This window comes from uncultured Chryseobacterium sp., assembly GCF_913776365.1.
Taxonomy (GTDB): domain Bacteria; phylum Bacteroidota; class Bacteroidia; order Flavobacteriales; family Weeksellaceae; genus Chryseobacterium.
In genome coordinates, this window is record NZ_CAJYMO010000325.1 from 1 (window position 1) to 25,221 (window position 25,221).

Here is a 25,221-nt window from a genome sequence, read left to right on the forward strand (position 1 = left end):
GAAATATCCCTGTGGCCAGAAACATCATCTTCTGCGCCCTGGCCGGGACCATGTGGTTCCTGCAGTTCTTTTTTTACGGAATGGGGGAAAGCAAAATGGGCAACGGGGCCAGTTCATGGATCCTGCATATGGCATTCATTATCCTGATTGCCAATGTATGGGGAATCATCATCAAAGAATGGAAAGGCGTTTCCAGAAAAACGGTATACACCATTACTGCCGGAATGGCGGTGATGTTGGTTTCCATTTTAATTGTAGGCTACGGAAATTCATTGCGGTAAGCCGTGCATGGCAGCAGCTTTTTATCAATTGTACTTCTTTATTACATTCATATAGTTTCGGGGCCTTCACCGGCCCTTTTAAAGGCGCTGATTTTTCAGCTGCCTTTTTTTATAAGAAGCACCCGTAACAGCAATGAAATGCATACCGTAACACGCAGCAGGTTATGCATCGCTGGCCGGATATCGTAGGGATTCATCAAATCGCCAGCATTTTCAGGTTTTATATTGGATATCGGCAATAAATCCGGATAAATGCTGAAGATAAGCGTACAGGATATGGCAGGATGCCGGAATTTTTGTAACGGTGTACTTTGGTAACGGAATAAGCAAGGTAAATTAAAATTAACATATGTCTTTAATCATTAAACACAAGGATATTACCCGAATCGTATTTCCGGCGTTTTTTCTCTCCTCAGGTTTATTCTGGGCACAGAAAACGCCAATTGATACTGCAAAAGTAAATACAAAGGAAATTGAGGAAGTGGTGGTGATCGGCTACGGAAAAGTGAAGAAATCAGATCTTACGGGATCGGTATCTTCCGTTTCGGCTAAAGAACTGGCGGCAACCCCGGCCATGAATGCATTGCAGGCCCTGCAGGGAAGAGCGGCCGGATTAAATATCGTGACGGCGGGCGGTGCTCCCGGGGCCGGGGCCAACGTAACCATCCGGGGCGGGGCATCCATTACCCAGGGAACCGAGCCGCTCTACATCGTAGACGGTTTTCAGCTGGATAATGCCCTGAATGTCATCAATCCTAATGATATTGAAAGTATTGATGTCTTAAAAGGGGCTTCGGCAATTGCTATCTACGGTGCGCGTGGCTCCAACGGGATTATTGTCATCAAGACAAAAACCGGAAAGAAAGGCAGGACTACCGTGAATTACAACACGTTCATGTCCTTCGACGTACTTTCGAAGAAACTGGACATGCTGTCTGATGCGGGATCTTACGTGAAATACCAGTATGAACTGGCCCAGCTGGCCGGACGTACCCAGCAGTGGAGCAGTATTTTTGATGATAACCTGTCTACCGACGCGCCCGGTTTCTATACAGGGGTCTTCAACCGGATCAATAACCGGTACGGCAATGCCCAGACCCTGGACTGGCAGGAAAAAATGTTAGGCGGTACCGGAGTAACGCAGAACCATAATTTTAATTTTTCTGTAGGAACGGATAAGACCCAGGCATTCGTAAGCTACAATTACAACAAGCAGGACGGCCTGCTGAACAATTACAGCGAAACCAGGAACTCCCTGAGGGTGAATGTGAATTCCCAGCTGTCTAAAGGGATAAGGGTAGACTTCAATTCCGTGTTCAATTCCAATTCCCTCAACGGCGGCGGTGCCTATTCCGGCATGAAAAAAATCCTGATGCAGCCGATTACGGGAGGGACCCGCTTTACGCTGGATCAGCTGTATAATACACAGAACTACAGTGAATTCTCTGCACTGGAACCAAGCTACGATACCGAGAATCCTTTCATTGAAACCAATGCCTCCACTTCCAATACAAGGTCCAGGAATTTCGTAGCCAATGCCGGACTGGAAATTGATTTCCTGAAGAATTTTACCTTCAGGACAGCAGGCCAGTATAACTGGAGGAACAGCAAGGCGCTGGCTTTTTCCGATCAGAATTCAAGGGCATACCTTACAGATCCATCCACCACGGGAATCAACGGAAGGATCGGGAATAATGAATCCTACGGCTACCAGATTACCAATACCGTTACCTATAACAATTCCTTCGGGGAGAAGCACAAGCTGAACGCGCTGATCGGTCAGGAGGTCGTTTACTCACAGTCGGAAAGCAATGCGCTGACCCTGATCCGGTTTCCGTTCCCGAATTTCGGGCTCGATGATATCAGCACTGCAACCGTTTCGGAAAAATCGGTGGACCGAAGCAGTACCAGCCTGATGTCCTATTTCGGGAGGGCGACCTATAATTATGATGACCGTTACTTACTGACCGCTACCATACGGAATGACGGTTCTTCCAAATTTGGAAAAAACAACAAATGGGGACTTTTCCCTTCGGTAGCCGCTGCCTGGAGGGCTTCGCAGGAAAACTTCTGGAAAAACTCCAAGATCAATGCTATCGTCAACGATTTCAAGCTGAGGTTCGAATACGGGATCACCGGAAACAATGATATCGGGAACAACCTGTTTATCACGACCTATTCCATTACCGATTATCCCATCAACAATACACCGGGAACACCGGCTTATGTAACCAGCACCAACCTCGGTAATCCCAACCTCAAGTGGGAAGAGCTGAAATCCACCAATATCGGGGCAGATCTTGCGCTATTCAATAACAGGATCAAACTGACCGCCGAATGGTACAACAACAACGTCAGCGGAATGCTGCTGCAGGCCGTTCTTCCGGTTTCTTCCGGTTATGCCAGGCAGTACCAGAATATCGGAAATATGAGAAACCGGGGGATGGAATTCACCCTGAATACGATCAACCTGCGGTCTGATAATTTCAGGTGGACCACCGATCTCAATATCGGACAGAACAAATCAAAGGTTCTCTCCCTTGAAAAGGGACAGGAATCCAGGACTTTCAGTGTGGGCAGCAACAGGGCCGGTTCGGTGACCTATTATGCAAGAGTCGGTGAGCAGCTGGGTGAGATGTACGGATACGTATACCAGGGTATTTACACTACCAATGACTTCATCCAGAATGCCAACGGGACGCTGAGCCTCAAGGACGGTGTAGTGAAACCGGCTACAGGAACCCCGAAGCCGGGTGACATCAAATTCGCCGCAGACAACGCTGCCGGAGACCAGTTTACCAGGAAAATGGTGAAAATAGGTGATGCCACACCGGATTTCATCGGTGGGATCAGCAATAACTTTTCCTACAAAGGTTTTGACATGGCGATCTTTATGAAATTCAGTGTCGGAGGAGACGTCTACAATGCAACGAAACACAGCCTCAGCCCGTATGCCCTGTTCCAGAATGTCCCTTCTGAATTCGGAAGCAATTTTTACCAGCTTATCGATCCCAATACCGGTCAGCAGACCAACAATCTCATCAGGCTCAAGGAACTTAATCCGGATGAGGAATCCCGTCTGTGGAGCTTAAGTGATACCAATACCAAAACCATTACTTATCCTTCCTCTTATTATGTGGAAGATGGTTCATATCTGAGGATTGCCCAGCTTACCTTAGGCTATTCGCTTCCGAAAAATTACCTGAAAGACATCATGGTAACCAATGCAAGGATTTATTTTACCGTCAACAACCTGGCCACCATTACCGGGTATTCCGGTTACGATCCGGAAGTTTCAGCGGCCAGTGGTGTGGCCGTAACACCGGGATATGACAGCTCCACATTCCCGAGATCGAGAAGCTATGTTCTCGGCATCAATTTAACTTTTTAATCTTTTAACTGAATTCAACATGAAAAATATATTCAACAGGCACCGGCTTATCAGAAGAACTGCAGCGGTATCCGCTCTCTTTTTTGCCGTAATGGCCACCAATTCCTGCAGCGATGATTTCCTGGACCAGCCGTCTTATAACAATGCAAGTGCAGATACGGTTTTCGACAATATCCAGACAGCCGAAATGTTTGTGCTGGGATGCTACCGCGGCCTGGTACCAACGGAAATGTTTTACCAGCTGGGAGCCGGTGATACCGTGGTGCATTCCAATGAAGCGCTGAATAATTCCAAGTACAATGTAGGCAATTATAATTATGATGCCTATACTCCGTTTACGGTAACCGGAATCTATTCGGCCATGTACGCCGTCATCGAACGTACGAATATTGCGGCCAGCAAATTATCTGAAATGCCGGCCAGTCCCAAGCGGGATGCCCTGATCGGTGAGGTGAAGGCAATCCGTGCCTTCTGCTATTATAACCTGATCCGGATTTACGGCGATGTACCGGCGGTCTGGGAACCGCTGGAATCCCTGAATCCCGATGATCCCAATACCTTTTATCCCAAACGGGCTTCCCGCGATGTAATCTATGACAGGATCGTAGCGGATCTGCAGGAAGCAACCGTTACGGTGCCTTCACTTGCACAAAGCGGTTTCGGGACTACGGAAAGACTGTCGAAAGAAGGCATCAATGCCCTTCTGGCGAGAATCGCCATGTATGCCGCCGGATATTCCCTGCGTTGGGAACTGAACACATCGAATCCCGGCATCGTATCGCGCAGGTCAGACAACAACAGGGTGAGGGACCTTTACCAGATTGCGGACAACGCCTGTGCGGCTGTCATCAACGGTGGAACCAAAAGCCTGGTGCAGAGCCAGGGCGGAAAGAGCGGTTTTGAAGCATTATGGTTCAATTTCTGCCGCAGGAACTTCGGTACCGTAAATTCCGAGATGCTCTGGCATATCGCTTCTTACGGCCAGAACACCAACTCTGCTTTCCAGGTATATGCCCATCCGGGCTCCCGGGGCGGCGTATTCGGCGGACGTTCTTCACAGCAGTTTATCCTGCCGTCCTATTATCTGTCTTTCAATAGTGCGGATACGAGAAGGGACGTTTCCTGTACTTCTTACAGTATTGCTTATCAGGATGCAGGCCTTGCCGGTGATACGTGGGTGGATGTAGGGACTACCTATACTGCCATTATGCCTGGTAAATTCAGGCTTTCATGGGGAGTTGAACCCCAGGCGGCCAGTGACAGGAACATGAATATCCCGATCCTTAGGTACGCCGATGTCCTCCTGATGTATGCGGAAACCCAGAACTACCTGAACAACGGGCCTACCGCTGCTGCCAATGCCGCACTGATGGCGGTCCGTACAAGAGCCGGCGTAGGATCATTGCCGATGCCGGGCAGCCAGAGCGACTTCCTGAAGGCCATCGTGCAGGAAAGGAAATGGGAATTTGCCGGTGAATTCAACCTACGCACCGATCTCATCAGGACCAATAGCCTGACTACCGAAATTGAAGCCACCCGACAGGATATGAAAGACCTGTCCAGAAGAGCAGGCAAATATACCAACATCCCGCTGTACAGGCTGTATAAATACCATAAGAATACCCAGGTCTACGGAGATCCGTTCCTGGCGCTTCCGTATATCGATATCACCAGCCCGGCGGAAATTGCGGCCATCCAGAATGTTCCGACCAATGAGGCAAACTACGCAGCTTATCAGGCAACACTGGCTGGTATTGTGACGGCGCATGGCGTTGCCTATCAGTCCACTGACAAATGGTATCCTACCCAGATGTTCCAGGCATATACCAGCACTTTCAACGGGAATGCCAGAAAGGCTGTAGGATTCAAAGCAGGATTCAATACCCTGGGCATGGGAAATAATATGTATTCCAAACCTTTCGGGTTTACAGAAAACAACGGGGCGTATCCTACCTGGATCGAATCGGCTAACGACGGGCTGTTCTTCGGTTTCAAGACCAATAAAACGGAACTGCTTCCTTTTGCAGCAGCTTCTGCAGGTCACCCGATGATAGACAACCCCAACCTGACCCAGCTGCCCGGATATTAAAATATAAAATTCATCAGATCACAGGATATTAACCATGTAACCCGGATCAGGCTGTTATATTCTGATACCAATGAAGGACTTGATATTTGTTTATTAACTGATCTTTAAATAAGGCATCCGGCAGTATAGTACGGGATGCCGCAGAAATTATAACAGTCTAATTTTGGGTAAAATTTAGAAACAGAAAACCAACAATGGAAAAAGTAAAAACATTCAGATATGTAAACTATTTATGGGATGAGGAAAAAGCAGCTGCTCTGGGCGACGACCAGGTGGCTTTGTTCCTGTACCGTTCCAACATCCTGGGAGCAGACCTCAGGATTACCAATTATGGCGGCGGGAATACCAGCTGTAAAACCATCGAAAAAGATCCGCTGACCAATGAAGAAGTGGAGGTGATGTGGGTAAAAGGCTCGGGTGGAGATATCGGTACCCTGACCCGAAAAGGAATTGCGGGCCTCTACACCGGGAGATTGAGAAATCTGAAAAACGTATATGAAGGACTGGAAGATGAGGACCGGATGGTCGGACTTTTCAACCATTGTATCTACGACCTGGACAGCAAGGCACCTTCCATTGACACCCCGCTTCACGGCCTGCTTCCCTTCAAGCATATCGACCACCTTCACCCGGATGCCCTGATTGCCGTGGCTGCTGCAAAAGACAGCGAAGCCGTAACCAGAGAAATCTGGGGCGATACCATGGGCTGGGTACCATGGCAGAGACCCGGATTCGATCTAGGCCTGCAGCTGGAAAAATGCCTGGCAGATAATCCCGGAATCAGAGGGATCGTGCTGGGAAGCCATGGGTTATTTACCTGGGGCGACACTTCATACGAATGTTACATGAACAGCCTGGAAGTCATTGAGACCGCCTCGGAATACATTACAAAAAAGATAGAAGAAAAAGGCGAAGTGTTCGGCGGACAGAAAGTGGAACCGCTCCCTGCTGAAGACCGTAAAACAAAAGCCGCTCAGATCATGCCGTTATTAAGAGGACTGGCTTCTTCTGAAAACAGGATGATAGGGCATTTCACGGATAGCGATACGGTTATGGAGTTCATCAACAGCCACGACCTGGAAAGGCTGGCCCCGATGGGAACATCATGCCCGGACCACTTCCTGAGAACCAAAATTCAGCCTCTGGTACTGACACTGGATAAAAACGAAGACCTTACCCATTCAGGAGCGGTTCTCGAAAAACTCACGCCGCTTTTTGAACAGTACAGACAGGAATATAAAGAATATTACGAAAGCTGCAAACATCCGGACAGCCCGGCTATGCGGAATCCGAATCCCGTCATCATCATTTACCCTGGTGTGGGAATGTTCAGTTTCTCAAAAGACAAACAGACTACCCGTGTAGCCAGCGAGTTTTATGTGAATGCCATCAATGTGATGCGCGGTGCAGAAGCTATCTCGGAATATACCTCGCTGCCGAGACAGGAGGCTTTCGACATCGAATACTGGCTGTTGGAAGAAGCCAAGCTGCAGCGAATGCCGAAGGAAAAGCCGTTATCCAGAAAAATTGCCATCGTTACCGGAGCCGGAGGCGGAATAGGCCAGGCCATCGCCGATAAAATGATCGCCGAAGGTGCCGTTGTGGTATACACCGACCTGAATGCCGGAGCAGTGGAATCTGCTACTGCAAAATACAATAAAGACCAGGCCCTTGCCGTTCAGTGTGATGTGACCAGCGACGAAGCCATAGCAAAAGCATTTAAAGAAGCCACGCTGGCTTTCGGTGGCGTAGACATCATCGTCCATTCCGCCGGGCTGGCCATTTCAAAATCGCTGGAAGAGACCACGCTGCAGGATTGGGATCTGCTGGAAGACGTATTGGTGAAAGGCCAGTTCCTGATGTCCAAAACAGGGACGGAAATCATGAAGAAACAGAACCTGGGCGGTGATATTGTGAATATTGCCAGTAAAAACGGATTGGTGGCAGGACCTAACAATGTGGCTTACGGAACGGCTAAAGCGGCCCAGCAGCACATGACAAGATTACTGGCTGCAGAACTTGCGCCTAGCAAGATCCGTGTGAACGTGGTAAACCCGGACGGCGTCATTGTAGGAAGCAAGATCTGGGAAGGCGAATGGGCGGAAGGCCGCGCCAGAGCCAATGGTATTTCCGTAGAAGAACTGCCGGCATTCTATGCCAAAAGGAACCTGCTGAACGAAATCATCCTTCCGGAAGATATTGCCAACGGCGTATTTGCCTGTGTAGCCGTCCTTGATAAAAGTACCGGAAACATCATTAATGTAGACGGCGGAATGGCCAATGCCTTCCCGAGATAACAGTAAACGGAGGTTGTACGCAGTAAAGTAATCATTATACCTCATCATCAGCCATAAGACATAAGGGAAAGACTTATGAAAAAAGGATTTTAAAAGTAAATTATGATCATAGGAAAAGACAGTATTGAACAGTATAACAAAAGGGAACTCGGGGACTTTGAGTCAGACTTCGGTTTTCTTCAGAATAAATTAACGAAGTCAGGAATAGATGTAGATGCTATCGTGAAGAAAATCGCTGACTTCCAGGTGGCTATTCCCAGCTGGGCGCTGGGCGCCGGCGGGACCCGTTTCGGAAGATTCTCCTATGGCGGTGAGCCGGCAACGCTGGAACAGAAACTCGATGATATCGGCCTGATCCATGCCCTGACAGGCTCTGCAGGAGCCGTATCACTTCATATTCCGTGGGATATTCCGGCAGATGTGCAGTCCATCAAAGAGAAAGCCGCTTCGCACGGACTTGTCTTTGATGCCATGAACTCCAATACCTTTCAGGATCAGCCGGGGGCAGCGCATTCCTATAAATTCGGTTCTCTGAATGCAGTGAATGAGGATTCAAGGGCATATGCCGTTGCGCACAATAAAGAAGTCATCCGGATCGGGGAGGAGCTGGGTTCCAAAAGCCTTACCGTATGGCTGGCAGACGGTGCCAGTTTCCCGGGCCAGCTGAACTTCCAGACCGCTTTGTCAAGAACCGAGCAGAGCCTGAAGGAAATCTATGCCGGAATGCCGGAAGACTGGAAGCTTTTCATTGAATACAAGCCTTACGAACCGAATTTCTATTCCACCACCATCCAGGACTGGGGAACCTCTTTTATGCTGGCCAATGCCTGCGGTGAAAGAGTATATACCCTGGTGGACCTGGGCCACCACCTGCCGAATTCCAATATCGAGCAGATTGTGGCTACCCTGATGTACAGGGGAAAACTCGGCGGATTCCATTTCAACGACAGCAAGTACGGGGACGACGATCTCACGGTAGGGTCTATAAAGCCTTATGCGCTGTTCCTGATCTTCAACGAGCTGGTATACGGAATTGAGAACAATCCGCAAAACCCGTATCCGGCATGGATGATTGATGCCAGCCACAACATCAAGGATCCGCTGGAAGACCTCATCCAGTCCCTTGAGGCGATTCTGCTGGCTTATGCCCAGGCGCTCCTGGTAGACCAGAAGTCCCTGAAAGCAGCACAGCAGGCCGGTGATGTAGTCCTTGCCCAGGAAATCCTGCAGCACGCCTACCGCACGGATGTCCGTCCGTTGCTGCGGGCCGCCAGACTGAAAACCGGCGCGGCGCTGGAGCCGGTGTCAGCCTACAGGAATCTCAGGGTCAGGGAAGCCCTGATCTCGGAAAGAGGCCTTCATGCCAAAGCAACAGGCTTGTAGGCCTTTTATAACCTGATAGTTTTCACTTCCAGGTGCAATCGGAAGTGTAATTATATGTATCCTTATATTTTTATCATTAAGGTTGAAAGTGTCCGGTGATACGGAATGCAGGCAGCAATGCCTGAAAGGATAAGTGGATTTTTCTTACAGCCGCAGTATCCGGACACTCCTTAATGGTGTTATCGGTAAATCTGAAAGAGGGTTTATCAGCAGAAAAAAACTAAAAGGCCGTTTATACAATAAAAAGATCTGCCGGGAAGGTTCAGGTCAGTGAACATAAGAACTAACGGGCTTATTGAATTTCCTGTTTAAAGAAACATATTCAGTACACTGCAACCGGCCGGGCTAATGCTTGTAAACGTGTTCATACCATTCAATTATAAATTTTAATTCATCTCAGGAATGTCCAAGAAAAAAAAGGTAACCATCGTATTCGATATCGGAAAAACCAATAAAAAATTCTTTCTGTTTGACAAAAATTACAGGGAGGTTGTACGGGAATACACGGAACTGCCGCTGACAACGGACGAAGACGGTTATCCCACGGAAGACCTGGCTGCCCTGCAGCACTGGATCAAAGACAACTTCAACGCCATTCTTGATGATGAAAACCTTGAAGTCAAAGCCATTAATTTCTCTACGTACGGCGCCAGTTTCGTACACCTTGACCAGAAGGGGAATGTGCTGACGCCTTTATACAACTATACCAAACCGATGGATCAGGAAATCCTTGACCTGTTCTACGAAAAACACGGCGGTAAACTGAAAATTGCCAGGGAAACCGCTTCTCCGCAGGCAGGAATGCTCAACTCCGGATTACAGCTGTTCTGGCTGAAATACAGGCATCCGGAAACCTTCATTAAGATCCGCTACAGCCTTCACCTGCCCCAGTACCTGTCTTATCTGTTCACCGGGATCTGTGTTTCGGAATTTACTTCGATCGGCTGCCATACCAACCTCTGGGACTATGATAAAGACCGTTACCACGACTGGGTATATGAAGAAGGGATCGATGCCCTGCTACCACCAATTGTTCCTACGTCGGCAAGCATCAATACCTCCTACCGGAATAAAAAAATAAAAATCGGGGTCGGGATTCATGACAGCTCTTCCGCCCTTCTGCCTTACATCCTGAGCAAAAAGGAACCTTTCCTGCTGCTCTCAACCGGTACCTGGAGCATTTCCCTGAATCCGTTCAATGACGAAAGCCTTTCGGATGAAGATATTGAAAACAACTGCCTGAACTATATGCGCATCGACGGCAAACGTGTAAAGGCTTCCCGTTTCTTTATGGGAAATGAATACAAGATCCAGGTGGAGAAGCTCTGCGCCCATTACGGAAAAGAATACGGCTTCCACAGGGAAGTACGTTTCGACCAGGAACTGTATCTCCGGCTGATGGAACATCAGACCGTCTACTTCCGTTTTGAAGGCATTATGCTCAAAAGGAAGCTCATCAGTGCCACGGATCTGAATTCTTTTGCTACCTTTGAGGAAGCGTATCACCAGCTGATGATCGAACTTATGGACCTGCAGATCCACACCATCCAGAATGCCATCGGAAATTCGGAAATCAGGAATATCTACATCGACGGCGGATTTACCGACAATGATGTGTTTATGAAACTGATGTCCCATCATTTCCAGCATTACCGGGTGATGTCCACGCACTCTCCATTAGGGTCTGCCTTGGGCGCCTCAATGGTGATTTCCAACAAAAAAACAGACGAAACCTTTTTACAGCAGCATTACCGGATGAAAGTGCTCCAACCTTTAATTTTTAATCTCTGACCCCATGTCATTTCCCTTTGATACCCGCTATCCGTCGCTGGAGGCCCTGATTGAAAGAGCCCAAAAAAAAATGCCCCGTTTTGCCTTCGAATACCTGGACGGCGGCTGTAATGAAAACATCAACCGCGACCGCAACACCAGCGAGCTCCGGGAAGTCCTGCTTCGTCCGCGCTATCTCAACAATTATGCAGAAGCAAGCATGGAAACGGAACTCTTCGGGATGAAATATTCCGCACCTTTCGGGATTTCTCCGGTGGGACTGCAGGGACTGATGTGGCCGAATGCCCCCGAAATCCTTGCCAAAGCCGCTTTCAGACATAACATCCCTTTTATCCTGAGTACGGTAACCACCAGCAGCATTGAAAGAATTGCGGAGCTGACGGAAGGAAAAGCCTGGTACCAGCTCTATCATCCAAGGGAAGAATGGCTGCGGGACGATATCCTCAGCCGCTGTGAGGCTTCCGGTTACGATGTTCTCGTGGTGCTGGCCGACGTCCCTACTTTCGGGTACCGCGCCAAGGAAATCCGGAACGGGCTGGCCATGCCGCCCCAGCTGAATCTCCGGAATATCTCCCAGGCACTCGCCAGGCCGCAATGGTGTGCAGAAATGCTGAAGCATGGCATTCCCTCCTTTAAAACCATGGAGAAATACATGGATAAAGGCATGAATATAAAACAGCTGGGGCAGTTCATGAATTCCACCTTTTCAGGCAGGCTGAACCCGGACCGCATCAAAGCCATCCGCGACCAGTGGAAAGGCAAGCTCGTCATCAAGGGAGTAGCTTCCGATGAAGACGCGGCAGAAGCGGTACGCCTGGGTTTCGACGGGATGATTATTTCCAACCATGGAGGCAGGCAGCTGGATGCAGGGGAATCCACCATCGCAGTCGTAAAGGAAATCAGTGAAAAATACAAAGGCAAAATCAAAATCATGATGGACAGCGGCATAAGAACCGGTCCGGATGTTGCGCGGGCCATCAGCTGCGGTGCCGAGTTTACCTTTATGGGCCGTACCTTTATGTATGCCGTAGGCGCGCTGGGCGACGAAGGCGGCAACCACATCATCGAGATGCTGAAGATGCAGTTCCGTCAGGTGATGGAGCAGGTGTGCTGCGAAAAGCCGGAGGATCTGCAGCTTTTCAGGGTAAAATAAGGAAGAGAGGGGTGAGTGATGAGTGATGAGTTATGAGTTATGGATTCAGAATCATAAGATTAACAAATAATCTAAGGCGTATTTTCTCATAAAGCTGAGGACATTGATTTTATTAATCAACACGAGCAAATTATGATTTTCTCCGCAAAAATTGTCGTTTATATTTTACAGACAAATGATCATGCCATGGAAGTTGGTTTTAGCCCGCTTTATTTATAACCGGCACGGATGGGCTTTAGCCAAAACGTATCATAGCGAAACCGATGTAGCGGACAGTGGCTTTCAATTCCGGACATGTACTTTTTCCTTCGCCGTAAACGTCAATTAATAAATTATCATTTGATAGAAGCAGGTTTTAACCCGCTTTATTTATAACCGGCACGGACCGGCTTTAGCCAAAACTTATCATAGCGAAACCGGCGCAACGGGCAGTGGCTTTCAATAATTACGGACGTGTAATTTTTTCTTCGCCGTCAACGTCAATTAATAAGTTATCATTTAATAGAAGCGGGTTTTAACCCGCTTTATTTATAACCGGCACGGACCGGCTTTGCCCAAAACTTATCATAGCGAAACCGACGCAACGGGCAGTGGCTTTCAATAATTCCGGACGTGTAATTTTTTCTTCGCCGTAAACGTCAATTAATAAGTTATCATTTAATAGAAGCGGGTTTTAACCCGCTTTATTTATAACCGGGACGGACCGGCTTTAGCCAAAACTTATCATAGCGAAACTGATGCAGCGGACAATGGATTTCAATAATTCCGGACATGTACTTTTTCCTTCGCCGTAAACGTCAATTAATAAATTATCATTTGATAGAAGCGGGTTTTAACCCGCTTTATTTACAACCGGCACGGACCGGTTTTAGCCAAAACTTATCATAGCGAAACCGACGCAACAGGCAGTGGCTTTCAATAATTCCGGACAGGCAATTTTTCATTTGCTGAAGACATCATACCAGCTTTTCAGGGGGAAGCAGATAATAGAGTTATGGGTTAAAGTGCAGAACGCAACAAGTTTACAGACAACAGTCAAAACCTTCATGGTGACAGGATTATTTCAGGCTAAGCCTTTACTGATTCTGATAGTACACCACAATGTTTTTTGAATTGAAAGGGATGAAATAGTAACCTTCGGTATCATTGGCAAGAATCCCATTTTCTGAAATCCGGTCAAATCCCCTGGGCAGTAAGGATTTATCTTTGAACATGATATTTGATTTGTTTTTATCGTCTCTGAAAATACCAAACCTCTTGTCAAAGCTATCCTGGACAAAATAATGATGAAAAAGGTGTTTGCTTTTAAAAAGCTGAAAACCGTAGTAATACCAGATGCCTTTCTTTTTTAATGCTACTATTTGCGAAGTATCGATTTCGGCATAATCATCATATTCAACAGGCAATACAACTTTTCCTGTTACAGCGTGTCAATGGCTCCATAGTATCCTTTGCTTTTTACTATAAACAGGCGTGATGTACAGCTTTTATTTCATCAAAAACAACTTGCTTTCCCTCCGGCAAAAACAGCCTGTATTTTCCATTGGCCATTCTGTCGATTTGGGGGGGCGCTACGGCCTCTGCGCAGATATTGGGTTTTACATATTCACCCGTTACTTTACTTTCATACAGATTATATAAAAAGGTCTGCTGTCTGTTATTTTAAAAGGTTACAAAGCGGACAACGGATTTCAGGGGATGGTGTGTTTCCGACAGGCCTTTAAGCATTCCCTGTTCAAACCTGTAATTTCCTTCCCTGTCAACAATATTGTAGGAATTTGTCTGTTTATCGAAGACTAAAGCTGAATTTTTTATAAATGGATAGGCTTCCGTAAATCTTTTATTAAAAAGGCTGTCCTTTGTTTTTATATTGATGTATACGAAACTGCCTTTTTTATAAACAGGAAAGATGGTATCATTATTATAATCCATTATCAGCTGCCGTAATAATTTTTCATCGAAGGGAAATTTTTTTGTCCTTTGGCGAAAAAAGAAAAGAGGAGAGCTGTAAGTATAAAATAGAGTATCCGCATGGTTGACTTTAATAACTTTATAAATATACTCAATTCAGACCGTACGTTTATAAATGAATCCATTATAATTTCCGGATCTCAAAAAAAATCCGGGTATACGGACAGCCATGATAACAGGATTCAGAATGATAATTTTATTCCCATATCATCTTTAGGTCTTTATTTTTTTTAAACAGACTCGCAGATTATGCGGATCCAGCAGATTGTATTGCATTTTATCCTGATCATCTGCGAGAGGGTGAATTTACTGATAAATCTTACTAAGTTTCGGTCTTTCCTATTCCTGGACGGCTATGGTATCTGCAGTCTCTTATCCTGTCAGCCAGGTTAGTATGCTGTATGAATGGAAAAAACTGTTATACACTTCCTGTTATACTTACGGTAGCTCGCATTCATTCTCCTGCCTGTGCTTAAACCTACTTCTTTTTCTCCGCTTTCACCGCCTGCCGCGCCAGCAGTTTCCAGTCGTTTTTCACTTTGGCCCAGACCAGCAGGATATCCAGCGTCACATCGCCGGGGGCTTTGCCCATATCAGCGGTGGTGGCATACAGATGATGGCGGACAATGGCCGTGGTTCCGACAATATTCACGGTCTGGCTGGTAATATCGATGGTTAAGAAATCTGATTTTTTGCTGGCCAGTTTATCGACGAATTCTTTAGCATCGTCCACATGGCCACCTGAATGCCCGTAGGTAAGCTCCGGAAGGATCAGGGATTCCAGTGCGGATTTTTCACCGCTGATCATGGCCAGCCTCAGCTTTTCGGCAGCATCGGTAACGGTCTGGATGTCATTTTTCTTCTGTCCGGAAACGGTAAGGACCATCAGGAAACCGGAGGCCAGTATTAATTTTTTAATCATGAGGATTTAATTTAGTTAATTGATTTAATGATTGCGCAATCGATTGCATTTGTATCTGATAAAATAATTTCAAAGTGATTCCCGCTGGATGAATTTGAAGACATTGTTTACCGATTCCCGCTTGTTTTTCAGGATCATGTAGGCGGCGGATTCTCCCATGGCCTTGAAGTCGGTGGTGATGACGGTGATGCCCAGCAATTCTTTCAGCGGGGTCTCATTATAGGAAATGATGCCGATGTCTTCGCCCAGCTTCAGGTTTTTCTGCCGGATCTGTTTCACCAGGTTTACCAGGTCGCGTTCCCGGATGGTAATGAAGATATCGCGGTCCTGCAGTTCCATATCGGGATAGATTTCATCCAGGATTTCATAATCCAGCTTAAAATCACGGCAGAAATTCTCGAAACCGCGGACGATGCGGAAAGGGTAGGGATGGATGGACTTATCGGGGTATACCAGAATGAGTTTCTCATATTTACGTATTTTGTCGAGGCCTTCTTCCAGGGCATGGTAGATGTCATTCTCAAAATCCTGATAGATCGAGCCATAATCCCCGGAAATATCCGGCTTCGTATTGTCCAGCATCAGGAGTTTGTTTTTCGGTATCTTTTCAATGATGTCGATGACTTCTTTCGTGGAGCTGGTATGCTTGGACTGGCCGTCGCGGAAGTGAGGCATGACGACATAATAGTCAAAACCACCGAGGTTTTTTTCCAATGCATTGATGAACAGGGTTTCGTCGCAATGGTAAATGTACATCTCCACATTGCCTTTGGTACCGATGGCGTTTACAAAATAATTGTAGATCATCATTTTGTAGGTGCTCGGTTTGTTGATGAGGAAAAAGATATTGATGCTGTCATTCTTATTGATGCGGGAAATATAATAGCCTTTTCCCTTTACAGATTCAATGATCTGCCGCTTCCTGAGCTCTTTGTACGCTTTTTCCACCGTATCCCTGGACAGGAAACAGGATTCGCTGAGTTCATTGATGGAAGGAATCTTTTCCCCGATTTTTATTTCTCCGCTGTCGATTCCGTTCAGGATAGAATCTACGATCTGCTTGTATTTCGGAACTCTGGAGTGCTCATTGATGTCGATTTCAAAAGTTTCTGCCATGATTTTCAGGAAAGAAGGTGATGCAGCGTTGGAACTGCTTTAAATTAACTAAACGGTTCAGACAAGATACAAATTTTTAGAATAACTGATTATTGTCATGTTTAAATTTCAAAATGGTTTTAATGGGTTGATTTTCATTGGTATATGTTATAGAGCTGAAAAGTGTTTACATTTTACGAATTACCGGATTCATCTGTGAAATCATAAAAATAACAAACGGGAGTACTAAAAGACATGGCCTTCTCTTACATCTCGACCTTGCGTGAATCCCGGAAAAAGCCTCATATTAAATAGGCAAGAAAGGTAACCTTGAATTTTGAATTCTAAAACGCGAATCAAAAAAGCCTGCCCCTTTCGGAACAGACTTACAGTATATATGAATATGAAATGATTACGGCATTTTTTCAAAGCCTTCCGCCCTGATCTTCCAGGAGCCGTCTTTCGGGAATCCCGGGAACTGTCCGGTGGAAGCATCCCAGCCCTCCAGCATCATGGCAACCGTTGTCAGGATGCCGCCGTTGCCGGGCAGATAGATTCTGAGTCGTTCGTCCTGGAAATTGTGGCCGTTCTTTAAGTAGGTATTGGTCCGGATATCCATAAACAGGGCATCCAGTGCTTTATCCGGAAATCCCAGTCTTGCGGCATTCATGGCCGTCATCGGGAAATCCCAGCCCCAGGTATGGCCCCAGTTCCATCTGTCCCAGACGATGTCCAGCGTATTTTTCATGATTTTCTTATCCAGTTTCGGCGATTCCGGCACCAAGCCCAGCGCTCCGAGAACGGCAGGGTGGTCGGTCATCCACTTCGGAAACGTAAAAGAGTCTTTCGCTGATTCCGTCGATAAATAGACCCCATCCTGAACCGGAAGCGGAGCCAGCCTGCTAATGACGTCGTCCCACTTCTGGTCTCTCGGTTCGCCCAGTCGTTCTTTCCATTGCTGCGCCACCTTCAGTGCCCAGTCCCAGTAGGCTAATTCATAAGTTGGATTATACGTATCTTTTGCCGGGAAAACTTCCTGGGCGGGGATTACGCCTTTCCCCAGGTTATAACGGTTTTTTTCTTTATCGTAAGTGGCAAAGTCTGCCATGAATTCGGCTGTTGCATATACCAGGTTTTTATATTTTTCCAGCACTTTTCGGTCTTTGTTATGGCGATACAAAAGCTCGGTCATGTAGATCAGGTGCGGCTGTTCCCAGATCAGGAAAGCGGCTACGGAAGACGGGCTTTCGTTGCCATCGTTATCCGACATTTTGATCCAGCGGACACCTTTGTAGCCTTGTCTTCCGGCCAGCTGTTTTGCTTTTTCAAACGACCGGAAGTAATAGTCCAGCTGCTTTTCCAGGATTTCCGGCCTTCCCCACAGGGCAAAATGGACACCGTGCCACCAATGCATTTCGGTGTGCGGCTTTCCGTACCAGCTGTTGAAGGTGAGACCGGTTTCCTGAGGCGGATTGTTTCCTCCGCACTGCACTTTGGTGAGATATTCGGACAGCACAATGCGGCGTTCCAGTTCGTTTGCCCTTTTATCGGTACTCCCTTCAAAATCCACGGCAGCACCGCTTTCCCAGAAATTTTGCCAGCCGGAAATGCTTTCTTTTTCGGCATCGGCATACAGGCTTTTGGAAGTTGTTTTTTGCTTCGCTGAAAATTCCACGGTCAGTTCCGCCGTTTTGTTTTTGGAAGAAGGCTCATAGACGAAATCATGTTTTCCCGCTTCCCTCAGCTTTCCATCGGTGAAATACAGCTGCGTAAAATAATCGGCAGCCTGCAATCTGTGTTCAATCAGTCCCTGCGTAGCATTGGATGAAATGAGTTTTGTCAAATGCTGGTCTGCATTTCCGTAAAAAGCCGCTTCATCCAGAAACTGCCCGCTCGGATAAGGATATCTGGCAAAAATGTTCAGCCTTTTCTGCTTAATTAAATCCGATTCAATTTTAATCCCGATTTTATCTGAATGCTGGAAAGAAGCTGTCTGTACTTTTACAGGAATTCCTTCCAGCGAAAAATCACTCGTGATAATCCCTGTCCACAGATCAATGGTCTGGTTGATATTCTGTAAATCTGAAACACGGGCTTTTTGTCCGTTCTTTTTTATCAGTTCAATTCCTATATTCCCTAATTGCAGACGATGCTGATTGACCCTGAAATACTCAACCGCCTTTTTATTGCGCTCCGGTTCCTTGATCTGGACACTGTACAATGCTTTCCGGCCGTCGTTGTTGAAATCGTAAGGTTTTAACGTCTCTTCAAATTTATAGTCTTCCGTATTCGGAAAGCTGTTCCATCCCCATTCAGACTGGGTTCCGAGAGAAACACCGTTTTTATAGTATTCCGGGAACGACTGCATGCCGGTGATGTCGACCGTATAGGCGAATTTGCCGTTGCCCACCGTCAAAGTAGACAGTGTATCTGCCCTGGTATTGACAATATTATGCCGCCGGACGACTTTTTTACGGTCAATTTTCTGGGCGTTCAGGGACGAAAATCCAACGCAGAAAAGACTCAGGTATATTGTAATTTTCTTCATTTTTCTTTAATTCAGATCATAAAAATTATATAATTCTATTTTATTTGGGCAGTTTTTCGCTTTCTGCCTCCGCGTTTTTGTTCTTTGTACTTTCCTGCAAAAAGAGCTTCGTTCAAGTCGGGCTGCGGCATCTTCCGTCTTACAATAGAACAACATTCATTTCGATTGTTATTTTCGAATAGTTATCAACAGGAACGGGCTTCAGTCCATTCTATCAATGGTAAATAGTCATTAATTTTAGCCAAAATCTAAATTAATTTTTTTTGCAATCCATTTTATTTTAGGGCTAAAGCCCGTCCCTATTGATCGTAAATTCTATTTCAAAACGGTTGCACTCATCATTCCGATGACGACATCGTTGCTAACCGCCGTTAATTTTACAGATTTTAATTCTTTATCAGGGTCAATCGGTAAATCCAGGATGATAGCCGCACCGCCGTCTACCTGCCGGTCGGTAAACCCTGTGATGCTTGAATATCTGCTCAATGTACCGCCTCTGTATACCTCACCGGTCTTCAGCTTTACCCGGTACGGGATTTTGTCATCCGGAATCTCAAAAGCAAAATTGTCATCAAACAGGTCCTGCTCAACCGGCCACCAATTGATTGGGTTTTTTAATTCCAGTTCCGAAACTGAACCGTCCGTATACCGCACTGTAATTTTTCCGTTTACGATCTGCGACTGCATCGGATTGGTGGAACCGGCCATCAGAAAATAGATTTTCTTGCCTTTTCCGCTTACAGGGATTTCTACCGAATCCGGAAAGTTGTCCCACTGGCTCGTAAAGGCTATGTTTTTATCTGTTCCATCAATTAAAAAAGGAATTCCGAGGAGGTCTACTTTGTCGTTTTTCCTCTTGTTCATCAATCCGCTGTCATCAATCTGAGCGCTGATCAGCGGGTAACACCAGTTTCCGATGCCCTGCCACGGGAGCTGCAGCGTAGGGACTTGCGGTCTGGGGGAAAGGTATTTCTGACTGAAAATCTCCGTTACTTTTTCATTGTATTCTGAAGATAATGAAATGGGATCGAACCGGCCCTTATTTTCAATTTCCCAGTCGGTGATTTCAATAGTCTGCTGGATTCCATTATATTCCAGGCCGATGGAGTTGGTTCCTTTGGTTAGATAATGTTCAGGAATTTCAATTGATGTATTTTTATTTTTCCGGATGCTGAATGTTTTATGTAAGCCATTAACAGTCAGTTTGACATCAACTGTATGGGATAACCGGGACTGAATCTGTAATTTTTTATTCACCCACTTTGTTTCCAGCGGAAAACGGATATCCACATTTACCGGTTGCCACCAGGCGGTCCCGTTTTGCTCAACCTGGACGAAAAAAGTTCCTTTTCTTTCTTCCTGAACCAAGCTGAACTTTGGGTCAATTACCCTGTTTTCTCCCTTTGGTAGAATCCACCTTTCCGGGAAAGAGGGTTTTTTAATGAGCCCTTGCGGATCGTAAACCTGTTGTATTTTCTTTTTCGAGTCGAAATTTAACTGAAGATTTTCAGAAATATAAGTAGTGAAATCCGTCTGTTCGTTTTTAATTTCGTCTCCGGACTCATTGATTTCAATGTTGAAATTTTTTCCTTTCAGGGTTTCAAACTGGATAACCGGCTGTACAATAGAATTGGGTTTCACTTTCCAATCCACATTTTTACCATTCACTTTCACCGATTTAATAGTATAATTATTCACAGGGATCTGCATTTCCAACGCCACAGGATGCTGATATTTTGAAGTAAACAAATATTCAGTTTTCTTCGAAGTTCTTCTCAATTGATAGTCCCAATCAGGCAGTTTCAATTCTGCCGCATTCCAGTCTTTCGGAAAACCTGGTTTGATGATGATTTTATTTTCCATTAAATTCGGGTAGACGCCAAAAAGCCCTTCGGTCAAAGTTCTTGCAGCAACACCGATCGGATCGGCAAAATCACGATACAATTCACCGCGGAAAGCATCGTAATGGGAAAGCTGCTCAAAATTTCCCGGGCTGATCCCGTAATACATGCTCTCCATCAGGTTTCCTTTCCAGAGCTTATAGGCTTCTTCCTTTCTTCCGGCCTGCCAGTAAGCCAGCGCAGCCTGCAGGTTTTCCGCCAGTGCCACGTTGTTGATCGACCAGTCGTAAGGCTGCCAGTTGGTAGTTGCTAACGTAAAATAGTCTTTATGAGCCGCACCTTTTACCGTAATCGGAATTTTGGGCGTGTGATTGGTAATGTATTGCAAGTTCTGATAATCCTCAAATTCATTCAGAATAAACGCGTCCGAAACGTGGTAGATCGACCAGATTCCCGGCTTGTCATGAACGATTTGATTTCCTGAAGCATCCTTAAATTCAGAAAAATAGCCTTTGTCCTTTATCCAAAGCTCGTTTTTCATTGCCTTCAGGATCGCTCCGGCCTCCTGTTCATAAGATTTCGGATTTTCGCCGATCATTTTTGCCAGCTTCGCCATTTCCCGGTTGGCTCTGTAATGATAGGCCGAAGTGTGCGTCACTTTTCCGCCGGAATACTGCAGTGCATCACTCGCCCAGATGGCTGCATATGCATCATACAGATCGCCGCGCCTGAAATTCCGTTTTTCCCAATCCATATGGCGTACCATCGCAGGCCACATTTTCTTCAGGAATTCCTGGTCCCCCGTATAGTTAAAATGCGAGAACAGCTGGTCAAAAAACACCAGATTCATATCGTAATGGTGTGGTTTTGTGTTGTCATCCGGGTTCCTGGAAATATACCCGCTGGAAAAGACGGAAGTTCCCATTTTCTCTTCGTGACGGGCAAGATGACGCAGGGTATCCATTTCCACAGGTCCCGCGTTGGGTTTCAACACCTGCGAATTAGCGTAACTTTCAAAATGTTCTTTCGCCCGGTCGTGCCAGTTCAGGGCGTCTCCTGCATACGCACCGCGCCATGCATTCAGTCGCATTCTCCAGGCAACCGCTCCGTGAAGGAAAGTCGGACTTTCCCATATTGCGTCTGCTGCAACGGCTAAATTGGCTCCGAAATTATTTAAATCTGCATCCGGAGTTTTCAGCTGAATTCTATCCGTTAAGGTTAAACGGGCTTTTTCGGCTTCATCAAATATATTTTTCAATTCTTCATCCGAAAAGTTTTTACCTGATTTTCCTTTGGCAACCTGGATATAAACCGGTTGATGTTGTGAAGAGTACGAAGCATAAATGACAGGAGCGTTCTCCGTTTTATTTTGGGTGAACGCTGAAAGTTTTTCCAGTGTCCGGGCGTCGGTTTGCTGTAACGAATCAACATTTGAAAAACTTCCGCTGACCGCCTGGTTCTCTTTTTTCCTGTTTACATAACTGAGGGTGAATTGATTTTTGCTGATTTGGAATTTGTTATCCAGACAATACTCAGGCAGCAGGTAGAAGCCGGATTCGGGGTCTGCACCGATGTCGCCGTTTCTGCTGAACGTCGTCCCGCTGGCACCGCCGTAAACGGCATAGATTTTTGCGGAAGGATCCACATTTACCGTTTCCATCTTCACGATCAAACCTTCTTCTTTTGCCTGGGCCAATACAATCAGTTTCAAGATTCCGTTTCCCAGGACCGGATCCTTGATTTCGTACCGCATAGAGCCCGGCCGGTAACGGGTTTCAATCTTTTCTGCATGTATGAGTTTTTTGATTGAATGTCCGTTCTCAATAACAAACTGGAGGTTTCCGCCCATTCCCGGAAGATACAGTGCAAATTCCGGTAAATCACCCGCTTCCACTCGGGAAGCGCGGCTGTCGCCATACAGTGCCCGGTTGAAACGGTATTTTCCGTTGACCCGTAAAAAGTCACCTTTATCTTCCTTATAATGCAGTTCACGCACATTATTCTGCCAGTGTTTCGATTGGGCATACGGATAGGAGAGTGCCGATAAAACAATCATTCCGGCAAATAGGGTTTTCCTTTGCATGCTAAGGCTTCAATTCAGTTAAAGGCTGTCCGTTAACACTGACATTTTTCAACGTTACATTTTTCATGTAATCCACTTTGTAAGGAATCTGCACACCTACCATTTTGGCATTGATCATCGTGAAATCTGTTACCGGTGAAGATTCGTAGGCATCCGAGAATACAGCATATTTTCCGCCTTTGTCAACCGTCAGATTTTCCACCCAGATATTTCTCATGGTCGGAATATGGTTTCCGGGCTTTTCATAATGCATATTGAAACGGACAGCAGCTTCCTTATAAGCGCCCACTTTGGTATTGTAGAAAAATACGTTTTCGATGATTCCGCCGCGGCTGGAACTGGTTTTGATTCTCAAGGCACGGTCAAGATTCTTGCTGTCCATTACATTTCCGACGGCATAGATATTCTTTGCGCCGCCTGCAATCTCGCTTCCGATGACCACGCCGCCATGGCCGTCTTTCATCTCACAGTTTTCAATGATGTGGTTTTCGGCAGCTTTTCCGATGTCTCTTCCGTCTTCGTCCCTTCCGGATTTGATGGCAATACAGTCGTCTCCCGTATCAAAATAGGAATCCCTGATCCATACATTTTTGCAGGCTTCAGGATCGAAACCGTCGTTATTCGGACCGTGGCTGATCACTTTCACCCTTTCGATCAGTACATTTTCGCACAGCACCGGATTCAGGTTCCACATCGGGGAATTCTTTACCAGCACATCAGCCATATAAAAATTTTTCGATTTGTAAGGCTGGACGAAATTCGGCCGCAGGTAATGGCCGTCACCGAAGATTCTTTCGCGGGCAGGTCTCCGTTCTGCCATATATTCATGAAGTTTTGCCCGGGCCGGGTTCTGCCTTCCGGGCCGTGACTCGTTGTATCCGTATTTGGCGGCGCCGCACCAGAACCACCAATGGTCATTATCGGCATTTCCGTCCAGTGTTCCTTTTCCGGTAACCGCAATATTTTCTTCTTCATACGCATAGATCAGGGCTGAATAATTCATGCATTCCATTCCTTCCCAACGGGTCAATAAGATAGGGTAGTCGCTGCTGTCCCGGCTGAAGAGAATCGTGGAGCCTTCTGTCAGATGCAGATTAACATTGGACTGTAGATAAACAGCACCGGTAAGAAAAGTTCCGTTCGGAACAATCACTCTTCCGCCGCCTTCCGCGCTGCATTTTTCAATGGCTTTCCTGAAGGCCTCTGTGTTTTTGGTCTTTCCGTCGCCCACTGCGCCGAAGTCGGTAACCAGGTAATCCGCTTTTCTGAATTTGGGTTTCCTGATCTGTTTTTTCAATACCTTGATTTCCTGCAACGGCTGTTTTGCGGAGGTCCACGGTTTATATTGGGCCGTCATTGGAACGGTGAGCAGGAAAACAAGAAGCGGGATCAACTTTTTCATAGGGCTGGCAGATTTTGTCTGATTATAAGATACGGTTGTTATTTATTCAGTGCAATCTAAGAGAACCGGAAGTAAAAATTATCCTGCACTGTCTGTAATTTTACATTTCTGTAAAAATAAGAATAATGTAATCGGTTGTGTATCGTATTTGCAGTAATCCTATTGAACAGGAGACCATATTTTCGGCGAAATTAAAATCATAAAAGCTTTTACTATATAAGGCACATATGATTTTAAACTCAAGCTTTGAGTATATGTAAAGCACATAATCGTGAAAATCAGAGATTCTATGAGTTGTTATATCGTAAATTGCTTTAGTTTAGATTTTGACATCTGCTGTAGTATTGGAAAAACGCAAGGGCGCGAAGGGTTTTGCCTGCTTTGTGGGGTATAAGACGCAAAGATTTTATCGAAGATAAAATTGGATGCCGCATATTGTCATTTGATATCGGAGCGTGTAAACAGTTATTCAGCGGTATTAAAATTTGGCTTTGCCAAATTCTTTGCGTCTTATACCACGCTATGAGTGATTTATCTTCGCGACTTTGCGATTTCCAACAATCTTGTTTTCAGATGTAATGTAAGTATTGTGATGCGGTATTGGAAACACGCAAGGGCGCGAAAGTTTTTGCATGCTTCATGGGGTATAAGGCGCGAGGATTTTATAAGGGATAAAATGTTGAACCGCTAAAATTCAATACCCGTTTCAATCAATGTTTTACTTTTGTTATATTTGATAAAAAAATACCACAAAATGACAGAAAATGAATTATCAAAAGTAGTCTTTGAAATAGGATTGAATATTCATAGAAGGCTCGGATCCGGCCTATTTGAACATGTGTATGAGGAATGTTTATTTCATGATCTCACCAAAGCAGGGTATTCTGTGGAAAGACAGAAAAATGTTCCTATTGTATATAAAGAACTAATTATTGAGAATGCTTTCAAGCTGGATATGATCGTAGAAAATAAAT

At 45.9% G+C, this 25,221-nt stretch carries 15 protein-coding genes; 8 read left to right on the top strand and 7 right to left on the bottom strand.

The annotated features are described in order from the left end of the window. From QZ735_RS17715 to QZ735_RS17745, 7 genes are all read left to right on the top strand, one after another. On the top strand, positions 1-281 hold a 281-nt coding region (locus tag QZ735_RS17715; RefSeq protein WP_294251337.1), incomplete at its 5' end, for an L-rhamnose/proton symporter RhaT. Positions 282-630: 349 nt separating this feature from the next. Continuing rightward, entirely contained in the window at positions 631-3,672 is a 3,042-nt protein-coding gene (locus QZ735_RS17720; RefSeq protein ID WP_294251340.1) for a TonB-dependent receptor, read from the top strand. A gap of 19 nt (positions 3,673-3,691) precedes the next feature. Beyond that, positions 3,692-5,761 (top strand): RagB/SusD family nutrient uptake outer membrane protein, encoded by a 2,070-nt coding sequence (locus QZ735_RS17725; RefSeq protein ID WP_294251342.1) that lies wholly within the window; start codon positions 3,692-3,694, stop codon positions 5,759-5,761. Between the two features lie 194 nt (positions 5,762-5,955). Then, complete coding sequence (locus QZ735_RS17730) at positions 5,956-8,058, top strand: bifunctional aldolase/short-chain dehydrogenase (protein WP_294251344.1); 2,103 nt, start codon at positions 5,956-5,958, stop codon at positions 8,056-8,058. Between the two features lie 102 nt (positions 8,059-8,160). Further along, positions 8,161-9,441 carry a TIM barrel protein gene (locus QZ735_RS17735; protein ID WP_294251346.1) on the top strand — a complete coding sequence of 427 codons (1,281 nt, stop codon included), beginning with the start codon at positions 8,161-8,163 and terminating at the stop codon, positions 9,439-9,441. Between the two features lie 402 nt (positions 9,442-9,843). Next, positions 9,844-11,232 carry an FGGY family carbohydrate kinase gene (locus QZ735_RS17740; RefSeq protein WP_294251349.1) on the top strand — a complete coding sequence of 463 codons (1,389 nt, stop codon included), beginning with the start codon at positions 9,844-9,846 and terminating at the stop codon, positions 11,230-11,232. Between the two features lie 4 nt (positions 11,233-11,236). After that, positions 11,237-12,385, top strand: coding sequence for an alpha-hydroxy acid oxidase (locus QZ735_RS17745; protein ID WP_294251352.1), 1,149 nt, complete (start codon positions 11,237-11,239; stop codon positions 12,383-12,385). A 1,076-nt stretch (positions 12,386-13,461) separates the two neighbouring features. On the opposite strand, the gene QZ735_RS17750 is transcribed toward QZ735_RS17745, so the two are convergent. The 7 genes from QZ735_RS17750 to QZ735_RS17780 all read right to left on the bottom strand — a co-directional run bounded on the left by QZ735_RS17750 (position 13,462) and on the right by QZ735_RS17780 (position 24,247). Then, positions 13,462-13,599 carry a hypothetical protein gene (locus QZ735_RS17750; RefSeq protein WP_294251355.1) on the bottom strand — a complete coding sequence of 46 codons (138 nt, stop codon included), beginning with the start codon at positions 13,597-13,599 and terminating at the stop codon, positions 13,462-13,464. A 448-nt stretch (positions 13,600-14,047) separates the two neighbouring features. Beyond that, positions 14,048-14,317 carry a hypothetical protein gene (locus tag QZ735_RS17755; RefSeq protein ID WP_294251358.1) on the bottom strand — a complete coding sequence of 90 codons (270 nt, stop codon included), beginning with the start codon at positions 14,315-14,317 and terminating at the stop codon, positions 14,048-14,050. 517 nt (positions 14,318-14,834) lie between these two features. Next, entirely contained in the window at positions 14,835-15,278 is a 444-nt protein-coding gene (locus QZ735_RS17760) for a nuclear transport factor 2 family protein (protein WP_294251361.1), read from the bottom strand. A gap of 69 nt (positions 15,279-15,347) precedes the next feature. Beyond that, on the bottom strand, positions 15,348-16,394 hold the full coding sequence (locus QZ735_RS17765; RefSeq protein WP_294251363.1) for a GntR family transcriptional regulator: 1,047 nt from the start codon (positions 16,392-16,394) through the stop codon (positions 15,348-15,350). Between the two features lie 391 nt (positions 16,395-16,785). Beyond that, positions 16,786-18,921, bottom strand: coding sequence for a hypothetical protein (locus QZ735_RS17770; RefSeq protein ID WP_294251365.1), 2,136 nt, complete (start codon positions 18,919-18,921; stop codon positions 16,786-16,788). Between the two features lie 315 nt (positions 18,922-19,236). Further along, the gene (locus QZ735_RS17775) at positions 19,237-22,818 is read right to left on the bottom strand and encodes a DUF4450 domain-containing protein (protein ID WP_294251368.1); all 3,582 of its coding nucleotides are present in this window, start codon (positions 22,816-22,818) and stop codon (positions 19,237-19,239) included. Positions 22,819-22,846: 28 nt separating this feature from the next. After that, the gene (locus tag QZ735_RS17780; RefSeq protein ID WP_294251372.1) at positions 22,847-24,247 is read right to left on the bottom strand and encodes a glycoside hydrolase family 28 protein; all 1,401 of its coding nucleotides are present in this window, start codon (positions 24,245-24,247) and stop codon (positions 22,847-22,849) included. Positions 24,248-25,001: 754 nt separating this feature from the next. Between QZ735_RS17780 and QZ735_RS17785 the strand changes: the two genes are divergently transcribed. Next, a partial coding sequence (locus tag QZ735_RS17785) for a GxxExxY protein (protein ID WP_294251377.1) occupies positions 25,002-25,221 on the top strand: 220 nt, incomplete at its 3' end.

Coding starts and splice junctions, on each gene's coding strand:
- QZ735_RS17720 (WP_294251340.1), top strand. CDS start 631: ATGTCTTTAATCATTAAACACAAGGATATTACCCGAATCGTATTTCCG.
- QZ735_RS17725 (WP_294251342.1), top strand. CDS start 3,692: ATGAAAAATATATTCAACAGGCACCGGCTTATCAGAAGAACTGCAGCG.
- QZ735_RS17730 (WP_294251344.1), top strand. CDS start 5,956: ATGGAAAAAGTAAAAACATTCAGATATGTAAACTATTTATGGGATGAG.
- QZ735_RS17735 (WP_294251346.1), top strand. CDS start 8,161: ATGATCATAGGAAAAGACAGTATTGAACAGTATAACAAAAGGGAACTC.
- QZ735_RS17740 (WP_294251349.1), top strand. CDS start 9,844: ATGTCCAAGAAAAAAAAGGTAACCATCGTATTCGATATCGGAAAAACC.
- QZ735_RS17745 (WP_294251352.1), top strand. CDS start 11,237: ATGTCATTTCCCTTTGATACCCGCTATCCGTCGCTGGAGGCCCTGATT.
- QZ735_RS17750 (WP_294251355.1), bottom strand. CDS start 13,599: ATGTTCAAAGATAAATCCTTACTGCCCAGGGGATTTGACCGGATTTCA.
- QZ735_RS17755 (WP_294251358.1), bottom strand. CDS start 14,317: ATGGATTATAATAATGATACCATCTTTCCTGTTTATAAAAAAGGCAGT.
- QZ735_RS17760 (WP_294251361.1), bottom strand. CDS start 15,278: ATGATTAAAAAATTAATACTGGCCTCCGGTTTCCTGATGGTCCTTACC.
- QZ735_RS17765 (WP_294251363.1), bottom strand. CDS start 16,394: ATGGCAGAAACTTTTGAAATCGACATCAATGAGCACTCCAGAGTTCCG.
- QZ735_RS17770 (WP_294251365.1), bottom strand. CDS start 18,921: ATGAAGAAAATTACAATATACCTGAGTCTTTTCTGCGTTGGATTTTCG.
- QZ735_RS17775 (WP_294251368.1), bottom strand. CDS start 22,818: ATGATTGTTTTATCGGCACTCTCCTATCCGTATGCCCAATCGAAACAC.
- QZ735_RS17780 (WP_294251372.1), bottom strand. CDS start 24,247: ATGAAAAAGTTGATCCCGCTTCTTGTTTTCCTGCTCACCGTTCCAATG.